Origin of the sequence: Streptomyces sp. NPDC006326, assembly GCF_040612915.1 — a bacterium.
GTDB lineage: Bacteria > Actinomycetota > Actinomycetes > Streptomycetales > Streptomycetaceae > Streptomyces.
Genome location: NZ_JBEXRC010000007.1, coordinates 190075 through 203045, shown reverse-complemented (window position 1 = coordinate 203045; position 12971 = coordinate 190075). Strand labels below are relative to the sequence as shown.

Annotated in this window: 9 protein-coding genes; 5 read left to right on the top strand and 4 right to left on the bottom strand. The window is 73.9% G+C overall.

All coding sequences use genetic code 11. From position 1 onward, the window contains the following. Positions 1–87: 87 nt before the first annotated feature. Together ABZ128_RS08635 and ABZ128_RS08630 are read right to left on the bottom strand one after the other, a co-directional pair. The gene (locus tag ABZ128_RS08635; RefSeq protein ID WP_356846920.1) at positions 88–1479 is read right to left on the bottom strand and encodes an ABC transporter substrate-binding protein; all 1392 of its coding nucleotides are present in this window, start codon (positions 1477–1479) and stop codon (positions 88–90) included. Between the two features lie 168 nt (positions 1480–1647). After that, a complete protein-coding gene (locus tag ABZ128_RS08630) occupies positions 1648–4746 on the bottom strand; it encodes an FHA domain-containing protein (RefSeq protein ID WP_356846919.1) in 3099 nt (1032 codons plus the stop codon). A 439-nt stretch (positions 4747–5185) separates the two neighbouring features. On the opposite strand from ABZ128_RS08630, the gene ABZ128_RS08625 reads away from it, so the two are divergent. Beyond that, complete coding sequence (locus ABZ128_RS08625; protein WP_356846917.1) at positions 5186–6892, top strand: protein kinase; 1707 nt, start codon at positions 5186–5188, stop codon at positions 6890–6892. A gap of 150 nt (positions 6893–7042) precedes the next feature. Beyond that, positions 7043–8290 carry a serine/threonine-protein kinase gene (locus tag ABZ128_RS08620; RefSeq protein WP_356846916.1) on the top strand — a complete coding sequence of 416 codons (1248 nt, stop codon included), beginning with the start codon at positions 7043–7045 and terminating at the stop codon, positions 8288–8290. Between the two features lie 66 nt (positions 8291–8356). Here ABZ128_RS08620 and ABZ128_RS08615 read toward each other — a convergent pair whose 3' ends face one another. Beyond that, positions 8357–9388, bottom strand: coding sequence for a 2-oxoglutarate and iron-dependent oxygenase domain-containing protein (locus ABZ128_RS08615; protein WP_356846914.1), 1032 nt, complete (start codon positions 9386–9388; stop codon positions 8357–8359). 315 nt (positions 9389–9703) lie between these two features. On the opposite strand from ABZ128_RS08615, the gene prfB reads away from it, so the two are divergent. Further along, complete coding sequence (gene prfB, locus ABZ128_RS08610) at positions 9704–10813, top strand: peptide chain release factor 2 (protein WP_356846913.1); 1110 nt, start codon at positions 9704–9706, stop codon at positions 10811–10813. Positions 10814–10911: 98 nt separating this feature from the next. On the opposite strand, the gene ABZ128_RS08605 is transcribed toward prfB, so the two are convergent. Then, complete coding sequence (locus ABZ128_RS08605; protein ID WP_114057747.1) at positions 10912–11103, bottom strand: hypothetical protein; 192 nt, start codon at positions 11101–11103, stop codon at positions 10912–10914. A 225-nt stretch (positions 11104–11328) separates the two neighbouring features. On the opposite strand from ABZ128_RS08605, the gene ftsE reads away from it, so the two are divergent. Both ftsE and ftsX read left to right on the top strand, forming a co-directional pair. Next, positions 11329–12018, top strand: coding sequence for a cell division ATP-binding protein FtsE (gene ftsE, locus ABZ128_RS08600; RefSeq protein ID WP_356846912.1), 690 nt, complete (start codon positions 11329–11331; stop codon positions 12016–12018). 17 nt (positions 12019–12035) lie between these two features. Beyond that, positions 12036–12968 (top strand): permease-like cell division protein FtsX, encoded by a 933-nt coding sequence (gene ftsX / locus ABZ128_RS08595; RefSeq protein ID WP_356846911.1) that lies wholly within the window; start codon positions 12036–12038, stop codon positions 12966–12968. Positions 12969–12971: the final 3 nt, after the last annotated feature.

Below are 12971 nucleotides of genomic sequence, written 5' to 3'. Positions count from 1 at the left end.
CGGCGCCTGGCCTCCGCGGACCGGCCCGATCCGGGAGCGGCCCCGGCCGGCGGGGCGGCCGGGGCCGTGGGGATGGCCGTCACCGGGTCAGTTCCCGAACGCCTTGGCCGCGTCCGCCTCCAGTCTGGCCTGCGTGCCCGCCACGTCCGACGGGTTCGCCAGGAAGTCCTGGAGCGCCTTCCACTCGCCCGCGCCCGGGGTCCCTCCGAAGGCCGCCGGGGCCTGGTCCGACATGTCGAAGCGGAAGTCGTCGCCCGCCGCGATCAGCGCCTTGGCGATGTTGCGCTGGATGTCGTTCGGGTACGCCTTCAGGTCGACCGCCTTGTTCGGGGAGATGAAACCGCCCTCGCGGGCCTGGATCTCCGCCGCGTCCGCCGACGCCAGGAAGGTCAGCAGCGCCTGCGCGCCCTTCGACGCCTTGAGGGCCACGGCCACGTCCCCGCCCGAGACCACCGGCGCCTTGGCGCCGACCGCCGGGAACGGGAAGACGAGGGCGTCCTTGCCCACCTTCGCCTCCGTCTGCGCGATGTTCACCGCCACGAAGTCGCCCTCGAAGACCATCGCCGCCGCCGGCCGGTCACCGCCGGTGAAGGTCTGCGTCACCGACTTCGGGAACTCGGTGGCCAGCGCCCCGCCGGGGCCGCCCGCCAGGAAGTCCTTGCGGCCGAACAGCTCGCCGAGGGTCGTCAGCGCCTGCTTGACGCTGTCGTCCGTCCACTTGATCTGGTGCTTGGAGAGCTGGTCGTACTTCTGCGGACCCGCCTGGGAGAGGTAGACGTTCTCGAACCAGTCGGTCAGCGTCCAGCCGTCCGCGCCGGCCACCGACACGGCCGGGGTGCCCGAGGCGGAGAGGGTGTCCGCGGCCGTCAGCAGGTCCTTCCACGTCTTCGGGGGCTGTACGCCCGCCGCCTCGAAGGCCTTGGCGTTGTACCAGATCAGCGACTTGTTCGCGGCCTTGTAGTACACGCCGTACTGGGTGCCGCCGACCGCGCCCAGCGTCTTCCAGCCGCCCGAGTAGTTCTGGTCGAGCTGGGCCTGGGCCTCCGGGCCGACCGGCTGCACCCACTTGTTCTGCACCGCCGAGACCAGCGCGCCGACCTGAGGCAGGAGCGCCACGTCCGGCGGCTGCCCGCCGGCGATCTTCGTACCGAGGAAGGTGACGATGGGGTCCTGGGCCGGGACGAAGGTGACCGTGGCGCCCGTCCGCTTCTCGAACTCCTTGAGCACCTTGGTGAAGTTGGCCTGCTCCGGGCCCGTCCAGACGGCCGCGACCTCCAGCTTCTCGCCGTTCAGCTGCGGTAACTGCACCCGCCCGCCCGTCGGTGCGGCCTCGCCGCCCGGGGACGTGGTCTCCTTCTTGCCGTCGCCGTCCCCGCAAGCGCTCAGCGTGAGCGCGCCCGCGGCGGCGAGGGCCGCCAGGATGTACGCCCTGCGGCTGCTCCTCCGGTTCTTCGTGCGGCTCGTTCCGTGCCTGCGCATGGTTGTGCCCCCGATGCCCGTGGTGTGACTGGTGCCACAGGTCTACGCCGATCCGCGCGCCCCACGCAATACCGCCTCGGCCATATACGCGCTGTACGGGTGACGCACCGAGCGGGAATCGAGCGGGACCCGTGGCTGCGCGGGGGCGGCGGCCCTCGGCACACCGCCCTACGGGGCGGCCTCCGGGGCGGGAGGGAACAGGACGGGTATCGCCGAGACCAGGTGCGAGGCCCGGTCCAGGGCGCTGGCCAGCAGCGCCAGGTCGGTCGGGCCGTTGCCCAGCTCGCGCACCGGACGCCGGGCCGGCGGATCACCCATCCGCTCCCACTCCACCGGCACCACGGTCGGACGCAGCGTCGCCGTCCGCGGGATCCGGCCGGTCACCCGCCCGCCCTGGAACGGGACCGTCCGCCCGTCGGCGTAGCGGAGCAGGCCGCGGCCGGGGCCCGGCTGGTCCGGGGCCTCCAGGCCGACCCGCAGCGGGGTCAGCCGGGCCAGCTCGGTGTCGGCGGTGCGGTCGGGGCGGGCGCTGGTGGCCACCAGGTGCACGCCGAGCCGGGCCCCGTCGCGGGCCACCGCCTCCAGCGCGCGCACCACCGAGCCGGCGGCGGGCCGGCCCGTACTGCCGAGCCCGGGCGCGACCAGCGCGTCGAAGTCGTCCACCAGCACCACCAGGCGGGGCAGCGGGCTCGGACCGGCAGCCTCGCCGCGGACCGCGGAGGCGCGCAGCCGCAGCGTGCCCGTGCGGGGGGAATCGAGCTCGCCCAGCTGCTCCCCGGGCGAGGGCCGGCGGGGCGAGACCATCCGCTCGGACACCTCCCGCCGGGCGTGCCACTCGGCGAACGGGACGCCGTCCAGGAGCTCGCTGCGCCGCTTGAGCTCGGTGCCGAGCGTCTGCGCGAACTCCCGCATCCGTACGGGGTCGGAGGCGACGAGGTGGGCGCAGACGTGCGGGAGCTCGGTGCAGGGCAGCAGTCCGTCGCCGCGCTCGCCCCCCGACCCGTCGAGCAGGACGAGCCCCAGCCGGTCGGGCCGGGCGCCCGCGGCCAGCGAGGCGGCGACCGAGCGCAGCAGCTCCGTACGGCCGCTGCCGGCGGGTCCCTCGATGAGCAGGTGCGGTCCGTCCTGGACCAGGTCGGCTCCGACCGGCCCGCCCCGGCCGCTGCCGAGCACGAGCTCGGCGAGGCCGCCGACACCCTGCCCCTGCTCGGTCGCGGCGGCCCAACGGGCCATCAGGGAGGCGGGCGTGGCCCGTGCCAGCCCCAGCTCGTCCAGCAGCCGGGCCGTCTGCGGCAGGGCCGCGGCCACCGCCCGGCGGGGCCCGGTGGCGGCGGGCTCGGCGCGCAGCGGGGCCAGCGCCCGGGCGAAGCGCTCGGCCCAGGCCGCGGAAACGGCGTCGGCGGTGGCGGTGCGGCCGGGCGGGACGGGCCTGCCGCCGGTGACGGCGAAGGTCCGTACCGTCGTGGCCACGTCACCGCTGAGCAGGGCGACGCTGCCGCAGTCCCGGAAGGCGGGGACGGCCGCGCAGGCGCTCTCGTACGTCTCGGTCAGCGGGGAGGCCGCGGTGGCGGCCGGGGCCTCGGCGAGGACCAGGACGTGGATCCCCGCGGCCGGCCCGTGCGAGGCGAGCCTGCCGGTCAGATCGCGCAGGGTCCCGGCGCCGGGATCCCCGTCGACGACGAGGAGGGTGTACGGGCCGCGGTGGGCGTCCGCGGCTTCGCGCACCTGATGGCGGTCGGCCGCGGCCCAGTTGGCGCCGAGCGGGCCGTCGTCGAGGCGGCGGGTCAGCTCGGCCGTGCGGGCGGCGGCCTGGTCGCGGTCGTACGCGAGGAGCAGGCGGCAGTCCTGGCCGTGCGCGGGCCGCACGTGCGGCAGCCAGCCGAGCCAGCCCCAGTCCTGGACGCGCTCGGCGACGGGCCGGGCCCGGTCGGCGCTGAGCAGCACGATCTCCAGCTCGCCCGGTGCGAGCAGCGCGGCGAGCTGCGCGATGACGGAGCGGGCCACGCCGGTGAGCCGGCCGCGCGGCCCGGCGATGCCGAGCGCGCCGGCCTCCTGCAGCCGGACCCGGCTTCCGGCGCCGAGTCCGACGTCGAGCTGCCCGGGGGGACGGGACCACAGCCGCCGGGTCGGGCCGAGCGCGGCCAGCAGCAGTGCGGCGGGATCGTCGGGGTGGGGGGCGGCGGTGACGGCCGCCCCGGCCACTGCCGCCGCCTCGGGTTCCGCCTCGCCCCGGACCCACTTGCGGGCCCAGGCCCCGAGCCCGCGCCGCCGTCCGGGTGCGCCGGCCCCGCCAGCTGTGGCGGCCGCGGGGGAGCCGTGCCCGGGGCCGACGGGCCCGCGCACGCCTGCGCGGAGGGCGGCGGGGCCCGGGTCCCCGGAGGGTCCTGCGGGCGGCTCGCCGAGGGCGCCGGGCCCTGCGGCCGGAGGGGTCCGCGCGGGGGCCGGTGCCGCCGGGGCGCTGCCCGCGGCGCCGACCGTGCCGACCGCGCCGCTCCACGGGGCGGCTGCGCTGGGCGCGGTGCCGGGGCCGGTGCCGCCGGTGGGGCCCTCGGCGGGGGCGGCGCCGTCTTCGGGCCGGGCGCCGGAGCCGGGGACCGCGGGGTCGGGCACGGGCAGGGCGAGGTGGCCCTCCAGGTCCGGGATCAGCGGGAGCGGCCGGGCGGGCCCTTCGGCCAGCCGGAGCGTGGACTCCCCGACGCGCAGCAGCGAGCCCGGCGCCAGGGGCACCGGCCGCGCCCCCACGGGCGTACCGTCCACCGTCGTACCGTTGGTCGAGTCCAGGTCGGCCACCGCCACCCGCCCGTCCGCCGGCACCGTCACCGCGCAGTGCAGCCGCGACACGTCCGGGTCGTCCAGCGGCACGTCGGCGTCGGCCGAGCGCCCGATCCGGATCGACCCCGGGTGCAGCAGGTGCACCCCGCCCGCGTCCGGGCCGGCGACCACGTGCAGCTGGATGCCGTCGGCGCCGATCGCGCCGCGCGTCCCGTCCGGCACGACGTCGGGGACCGGCCCGTGCAGGCCCAGCACCGCCCCGTCCACGAGCGGAGGCTCGCCGAGGATCCGCCGCTGGAGGTCGAGCCGCTCCGCACCGGCGTACAGGATGACGGTGCCGCCGGTGTCGGGGCCGCCGACGGTCGCGGCCAGGCCCGAGGCCACCGCGGCCAGGGGGGTGCCCGCGGGCGCGGTGACGAGCACGTCACAGCCGGCGGGCGCGGTCTGGTGGCCGCTGCGCGACCCAAGCCCAAGGACGGTCAGCCGGATCTGCATCGCCGTCGGCGGTCCCTTCTGCGCGGTGCGCGGTGCGTGCGCCCGGCGGGGTACGGCAGGGCGCGACGGCCCGGCAACCCCCCACCCGGCACGGCGCGTCGTCCGGTCAGGTCTGCGCGGAAGGCGGGCTCCCGGCCCGGCCGTTCCGTACGGGTGCATCCTCGCACCTGTCGCGGACAACACGCCCGGCGCCCGCCAATAAATGATCTTGAATGATCGCGGGGTGGACGTAAAGCCGGGGGTCGGGCCGACGAAAGCCGGGGAAAGCCCCGGGCAGGCCGAGGAAAGCCGAGGAAAGCCGAGGAAAAAGCCTCCGGCATACCCGTCGAACCTCACACTTCGTACATATGTGCGGCAACCAACCTCCGGTGCCCCGCGTCTTCCCCTGGGCCACCCCCTAGAGTGGGCCCCACCAGAACGACAGCAGGGAGCGCGAGACGTGCGGCCAGTCGGCAGCAAGTACCTGCTCGAGGAGCCGCTCGGGCGCGGCGCCACGGGCACTGTCTGGCGTGCGCGCCAGAGGGAGACCGCCGGCGCGGAGGCGGCCGTCGCCGGGCAGCCCGGCGAAACCGTGGCCATCAAGGTCCTCAAGGAGGAGCTGGCCCAGGACGCGGACATCGTCATGCGCTTCCTGCGCGAGCGCTCGGTCCTGCTGCGGCTGACGCACCCGAACATCGTGCGCACCCGGGACCTCGTCGTCGAGGGCGACCTCCTGGCGCTCGTCATGGACCTGATCGACGGCCCGGACCTGCACAAGTACATCCGGCAGAACGGCCCCTTCACCCCGGTGGCCGCGAGCCTGCTGACCGCCCAGATCGCGGACGCGCTCGCCGCCAGCCACGCGGACGGGGTCGTCCACCGCGACCTGAAGCCGGCCAACGTCCTGCTCGACGAGCGCGGCGGCCAGATGAAGCCGATGCTCACCGACTTCGGCATCGCACGCCTCGCCGACTCCCCGGGACTGACCCGCACGCACGAGTTCGTCGGCACCCCCGCCTACGTCGCCCCCGAGTCGGCCGAGGGCCGCCCGCAGACCTCCGCCGTCGACGTCTACGGCGCCGGCATCCTGCTGTACGAGCTGGTCACCGGCCGCCCGCCGTTCGCCGGCGGCACCGCGCTCGAAGTGCTCCACCGCCACCTCAGCGAGGAGCCGCAGCGCCCCGCGCACGTGCCGGAGCCGCTCTGGATCGTCATCGAGCGCTGCCTGCGCAAGGAGCCGAACGAGCGCCCCAGCGCCGAGAACCTGGCCCGCGGCCTGCGCGTGGTCGCCTCCGGCATCGGCGTGCACAGCGCCCCCTCCGAGGTGGAGGCCGCGCTCGGCGTCGGTGCCCTCCTCGTGCCCGACCCCTCGCCCGCGCCGGTCCCCGAGACGCCGGGGGCCGCCGACGCGACCCAGGTGCTGCCCGGCCGGGCCGGCGCGGCCGGCGCGTACGACCCGAACGCCATGACCAGCGTCCTGCCGCCGGTCGGCGCCGCCGACGCCACGTCGGTGCTGCCGAGCACGGGCGGACCGGGCGCCGACCCGACCTCCGTCATGCCGCCGGTGCAGCAGCCGGACCAGCCGCACCCGTGGCAGACGCAGATGCGGGCCGCGCGCGACCGCAACGAGCAGACGCAGATGCACTACCTCGACCCGAGCGAGGACCCCCTGCGCCGCCGTCCGCAGCGCCAGGCCCCGCCTCCGCCCCCGCCGCAGCAGCCCCAGCAGCGCCCGTACCAGCAGCAGCCGCAGCAGCCCCCGTACCAGCAGCGGCCCCAGCAGCCGCAGCCGTACTACCCGCCGCAGCCGCCGCAGTACCAGCAGCCCCAGCAGGCCGCTCCGTACCAGCAGCCGCAGCAGCCTCAGCGGCCGCATCCGCCGCAGCAGCAGCCCCCGCAGGGCCCGCCGCCGCAGCAGCGCGCCCCCCGGGAGCCGCGCCGCCGCAGCGCGAACCCCGTACGGATCCCCGGCCTCGGTTGCCTGAAGGGCTGCCTGGTGCTGATCCTGCTGTTCTTCGTGGCGGGCTGGCTGGTCTGGGAGCTCACCCCGCTCCAGGAGTGGATCGGCACCGGCCGCGGCTGGTGGGACCAGCTGTGGACGTGGGGCTCCGACATCGTCGACTGGGTCAGCGCGCTGGGCGACTCCACGGGCGGCGCGCAGTCCTGAACCGGGCGTCCCGGGTGCCGACTTCGTGGATTTGTCGACATCCGGGGCGTGATTTCGCCCGCAGAAGTGAAGGTCGCCGCGATCTGCGGCCACCAAGCCCCCTGCGGCCGCGTAGCTTTGGTGCGTACGCCAGCCGCTGAGGGAGCAGTCGTGGCACGGAAAATCGGCAGCCGGTACACCGCGCACCAGATCCTGGGGCGCGGAAGCGCGGGCACGGTGTGGCTGGGCGAGGGGCCGGACGGGCCCGTCGCCGTCAAACTCCTGCGCGAGGACCTCGCGTGCGACCAGGAGCTGGTCGGACGCTTCGTCCAGGAGCGCAGCGCGCTGCTCGGCCTGGACCACCCCCACGTCGTCTCCGTCCGCGACCTCGTCGTCGACGGCAACGACCTGGCGCTGGTCATGGACCTCGTACGCGGTACGGACCTGCGCACGCGCCTGGACCGGGAGCGCAGGCTCGCCCCCGAGGCGGCCGTGGCGATCGTCGCGGACGTCGCGGACGCGCTGGCGGCGGCGCACGCGGCGGGGGTCGTGCACCGGGACGTGAAGCCCGAGAACGTCCTGCTCGACATGCAGGGCCCGCTGGGCCCGGGCGGGGCGCACCCCGCGCTGCTGACCGACTTCGGCGTGGCCAAGCTGATCGACTCGCCGCGCCGGGCGGCGGGCCGTACGGCGGCGCCCGCCACGCGGATCATCGGCACCCCGGACTATCTCGCCCCGGAGATCGTGGAGGGCCTCCCGCCGCGGGCCGCCGTGGACATATACGCCCTGGCCACGGTGCTCTACGAGCTGCTGGCCGGTTTCACCCCCTTCGGCGGGGGCCATCCGGGGGCGGTGCTGCGGCGGCACGTGACCGAGACGGTGGTCCCGCTGCCCGGGATCCCCGACGAGCTGTGGCAGCTGATCGTGCAGTGCCTGGCGAAGGCCCCCGCGTCGCGGCTGCGGGCCTCCGAGCTCGCCGCCCGGCTGCGGGACCTGCTGCCGATGCTCGCCGGGATGCCGCCGCTGGACGTGGACGAGCCCGACGACCCGGAGCCGGAGCCCGCGCAGGCGCCGGAGGCCCCCGCCGACCCGGTCCGGCGGCGGGGCGTGGTCCCGCTGGTGCCCGGCTCGGCGACGGACTCGAACCGGGACACCCACACCTCGATGCGGGTGCCCGGGCCGGAGGAGCTGGCGGGGGGCGCGCTGGGCACGGCCCGGGTCCCGCGGCCGGCCGGCGGCCACCGCCCCGGCTCGGCCCGGCACCGCGCCGAAACCGCCCGCAAGCGCCGCCTGGCCCTGACCGCCGGGGCCGTCGCGCTGGCCGCCGCGGTCGGCGTCGGCAGCTGGCTCGCCTCCTCCGGGGACGACTCTCCGCCCCCGGCCAAGGACACCGGGCACTCCGCCCCGGCGAGGCCGTAGCCCGGCTCCGCCCCGGCGGGGCCGTCCCCGCCGGGGGAGCCGCGGTCCGCGGCGCCCCCGCGGACGTCAGGCCGCGACCAGCTCCGGGTGCCAGCGGCGGGCCACCGCCGGGTGGGCGCGCACCCAGCCCTTGAGCTCGTTGCGCCCGTACTCGGCGTGCAGCGGGTTCGAGGCGTCGTGCAGCACCCCGGGCGCCGCCCGCAGGTACTCCCCGGGCACGGTGTCGATCACCGCGTCCAGCCGCGGGTTGTAGAAGAACGGCACCGAGAACCGCTCCACCGCCCCCGGCGGGCTCACCACCCGGTGGTCCGTGGCCCGCAGGTACCCGTCCGTCGCTATTTCCAGCAGCTCGCCCAGGTTCACCACGAACGCCCCCGGCATCGGCGGGATGTCCAGGAAGCCGTCCCCCTGGCGCACCTGGAGCCCGCCCACGGAGTCCTGGAGCAGCAGCGTCAGGAAGCCGTAGTCCTTGTGCGCGCCGACCCCCTGGTCCGCGCCCGACGGCGCCGATCCGGGATAGCGGATCAGCTTCGTGTGCAGGTGGGGCCGGTCCGCGAAGGCCTCGTCGAAGAAGTGCGGAGGAGCGCCGATCGAGGTCAGCAGTTCCTGCAGCAGGCGGTGGGCCACCGCGGCCAGCCGGGACTGCCACTCCAGGACGGCCGGCCGCAGCTGCGGAAGGGCCGCCGGCCACTGGTTCGGACCCTCCAGCCACAGGTACGCCGGATCGGCCGGCCCCAGCTGCGGCGCCGGCCGCTCCGCGCCGACGTCGAGCTGGTCGCGCCAGTCCGAGGCCCCGCCGGTCAGCTCGTGCCCGATCCGGGTGTAACCGCGGAAGTGCGGCGAGTTGAGATTGCTCACGGCCAGCCGGTCGGCCTCCGGAAGCGCGAAGAAAGCCCTGGTCAGCTCCAGGATGCGGGCCGTCTCGGCCTCGGTGATGCCGTGCCCGGTCAGGTGCAGGAAACCGGTGTCCCGGGCTGCCGCGTGCAGCGTCTTGAGGAACTCCGGGCGCAAGGCGGGGTCGTCGGCCTGGGACAGGTCGATGACCGGCAGGCTGCGGATGTGCGCGGGGATGTCGGTGTGGGTGTGCGCGGACGGCATGACGGCTCCGTTTCGGATGTCACGGGGTCCTGTTCCCCAGAGGTGGCGGGGCAGCGGGTGGGGGGTGGGCCTGCCGGCAGGGATGGCGCCGGGGCCGCGTGGGCCGCGTACAGGACCAAGTCGGATCGGGCTGATCAGGCTTGGGAAAGGTCCGGCGGCAGACAGCTCGTCGTCGTGACACGCATGTGATCCACATGGCGGCGCTTGACGAGGAGAAGAGTCATACCGTGAGCGTACGCCCGTTCCCGCGTTCACCAGAACGGGTGATCCGGCCTGCCCGGACGGCGCCGCCCGCGGACCGGCTACGCTGGACCCGTGGCAGTCGTCGATGTTTCCGAAGAGCTGAAGTCCCTCTCCTCGACCATGGGGTCGATCGAGGCCGTCCTGGACCTCGACAAGCTGAGGGCAGAAATCGCCGTGCTTGAGGAGCAGGCCGCTGCGCCGTCCCTGTGGGACGACCCGGAGGCCGCCCAGAAGATCACGAGCAAGCTTTCGCACCTCCAGGCCGAGGTCCGCAAGACCGAGACCCTGCGCGGCCGCATCGACGACCTCGCCGTGCTCTTCGAGCTCGCCCAGGAGATGGACGACGCGGACACGCTCGCGGAGGCGGAGGCCGAGCTGGTCTCCGTACGCAAGGCGCTGGACGAGATGGAGGTCCGCACCCTGCTCTCCGGCGAGTACGCCGAGCGCGAGGCGCTGGTCAACATCCGCGCGGAGGCCGGCGGCGTCGACGCCTCCGACTTCGCCGAGCGCCTCCAGCGCATGTACCTGCGCTGGGCCGAGCGCCACGGCTACCCCACCGAGATCTACGAGACCTCGTACGCGGAAGAGGCCGGCATCAAGTCGACCACCTTCGTCGTCAAGGCCCCGTACGCCTACGGCACCCTCTCCGTCGAGCAGGGCACCCACCGCCTCGTGCGCATCTCGCCCTTCGACAACCAGGGCCGGCGCCAGACCTCCTTCGCGGGCGTCGAGGTGCTGCCCGTCGTCGAGACCAGCGACCACGTCGAGATCGACGAGACCGAGCTGCGCGTGGACGTCTACCGCGCCTCCGGCCCCGGCGGCCAGGGCGTCAACACGACCGACTCGGCGGTGCGCATCACGCACATCCCGACCGGCATCGTGGTCTCCTGCCAGAACGAGCGCTCGCAGATCCAGAACAAGGCCAGCGCCATGAACGTCCTCCAGGCCAAGCTGCTGGAGCGGCGCCGCCAGGAGGAGCAGGCCAAGATGGACGCCCTCAAGGACGGCGGCAGCTCCTGGGGCAACCAGATGCGCTCCTACGTCCTGCACCCGTACCAGATGGTCAAGGACCTGCGGACGGAGTTCGAGGTCGGCAACCCGCAGGCGGTGCTCGACGGCGAGATCGACGGCTTCCTGGAGGCCGGCATCCGCTGGCGCAAGCAGCAGGAGCAGACCGCCTAAGCACAGCGAGCAGAGCTGCGAAGGGCCCGGACACCCCAGGTGTCCGGGCCCTTCGGCTGCGTCATGAACGGGACATGATCGGGACGTGGCGGCGAGCGCTACGCCGTGTGCTGTGCCACCAAGGCCAGGGCGGCCACCAGGACCACCAGGAGCGCGATGAGCGCCATCGGGTTCAGGCCGGCGAAGGGACCTTCCTGCTGGAGGCGCTCCCGGTTTGCCCGGCACACCGGGCAGCGGCCCTGACTGACGGGCGCCGCGCAGTTCGCGCACACGAGCCGGTCATATGTCATGCGCTCTCCTCCTCTCGTCCCCTTGAACAACGCGTACGGGAACCAGAGCGTTCCCCCCACCACTGTGCCAGCTTCGGGGACATTCGGCGCGGCCCGTCCGGGCAATCACCCCCCGTCCCACCCCGGACCAGGGGATATATCGGGCAACTCAGGACGCCGGGTCCCGGCCTCGCGCCCGTTCGCGTATGGTCACGCACACCTACTCCCGGCGACCGTGGTGCACCCGTGATCCGATTCGACAACGTCTCCAAGTCCTACCCGAAGCAGAACCGTCCCGCACTCAGAGACGTCTCCCTGGAGATCTCCAAGGGCGAGTTCGTCTTCCTGGTCGGCTCCTCCGGCTCCGGCAAGTCCACCTTCCTGCGGCTGGTCCTGCGCGAGGAGCGGGCCAGCCACGGCCAGGTCCACGTCCTGGGCAAGGACCTCGCCAAGCTCTCCAACTGGAAGGTTCCGCAGATGCGGCGCCAGCTGGGGACCGTGTTCCAGGACTTCCGCCTGCTGCCGAACAAGACGGTGGCCGAGAACGTGGCCTTCGCCCAGGAGGTCATCGGCAAGCCCCGCGGCGAGATCCGCAAGGCCGTCCCGCAGGTCCTCGAACTGGTCGGCCTCGGCGGCAAGGAGGACCGGATGCCCGGCGAGCTCTCCGGTGGTGAGCAGCAGCGCGTGGCCATCGCCCGCGCCTTCGTCAACCGCCCCGCGCTGCTGATCGCGGACGAGCCCACCGGCAACCTGGACCCCCAGACCTCCGTCGGCATCATGAAGCTGCTGGACCGGATCAACCGGACCGGCACCACCGTGATCATGGCCACGCACGACCAGCAGATCGTGGACCAGATGCGCAAGCGCGTCATCGAACTCGAACAGGGCCGTCTCGTACGCGACCAGTCGCGCGGCGTCTACGGCTACCAGCACTGAAAGGCCCTTGAGACGCAATGCGCGCCCAGTTCGTCATGTCGGAGATCGGCGTAGGCCTCCGCCGCAATCTCACCATGACCTTCGCGGTCATCATCTCCGTGGCCCTGTCGCTGGCCCTGTTCGGCGGCTCCCTGCTCATGCGCGACCAGGTGAGCAAGATGAAGGGCTACTGGTACGACAAGGTCAACGTCTCGATCTACCTCTGCAACAAGAGCGACGCCGAGGACAAGAGCGAGAGCGGCAGCAAGTCCTGCGAGAAGGGGGCCGTCACCCCCGAGCAGAAGCAGCAGATCGAGACCGACCTCAAGAAGATGGACCTCGTCGAGACGGTCCACTACGAGTCCTCGGACGAGGCGTACAAGCACTACAAGGAGCGCTTCGGCCACACCGCGCTCGCCTCGGTGATCACCCCGGACCAGATGCCCGACTCCTTCCGGGTGAAGCTCAAGCAGCCCGAGAAGTACAAGGTCATCACCACGGCCTTCGCCGGCCGCGACGGCGTCCAGTCCGTCGCCGACCAGCACACCGAGCTCGACAACCTCTTCCAGATGCTCGGCTACCTCAACTGGGCCGCCCTCGGCATCATGCTGATCATGCTGATCGTCGCGCTGCTGCTGATCGTCAACACCGTGCGCGTCTCCGCCTTCAGCCGTCGGCGTGAGACCGGGATCATGCGGCTGGTGGGCGCCTCCAGCTTCTACATCCAGGTGCCGTTCATCATGGAGGCCGCCTTCGCGGGCCTCATCGGCGCCGTGTTCGCGTGCGGGATGCTCGGTGCCGGCCAGTACTTCGTGATCGACCACGGCGCCTCGCTGCGCACCAAGATGGAGCTGATCAACTTCATCGGCTGGGACTCCGTGCTGACGAAGCTGCCGCTGGTGCTGGTCATCGGGGTGCTGATGCCCTCGCTGGCCGCCTTCATCGCCCTGCGCAAGTACCTGAAGGTGTGACGA

Excerpts from the sequence above, each read along its gene's own strand:
- ABZ128_RS08635 (WP_356846920.1), bottom strand. The coding sequence starts at position 1,479 with ATGCGCAGGCACGGAACGAGCCGCACGAAGAACCGGAGGAGCAGCCGC.
- ABZ128_RS08630 (WP_356846919.1), bottom strand. The coding sequence starts at position 4,746 with ATGCAGATCCGGCTGACCGTCCTTGGGCTTGGGTCGCGCAGCGGCCAC.
- ABZ128_RS08615 (WP_356846914.1), bottom strand. The coding sequence starts at position 9,388 with ATGCCGTCCGCGCACACCCACACCGACATCCCCGCGCACATCCGCAGC.
- ABZ128_RS08605 (WP_114057747.1), bottom strand. The coding sequence starts at position 11,103 with ATGACATATGACCGGCTCGTGTGCGCGAACTGCGCGGCGCCCGTCAGT.
- ftsX (WP_356846911.1), top strand. The coding sequence starts at position 12,036 with ATGCGCGCCCAGTTCGTCATGTCGGAGATCGGCGTAGGCCTCCGCCGC.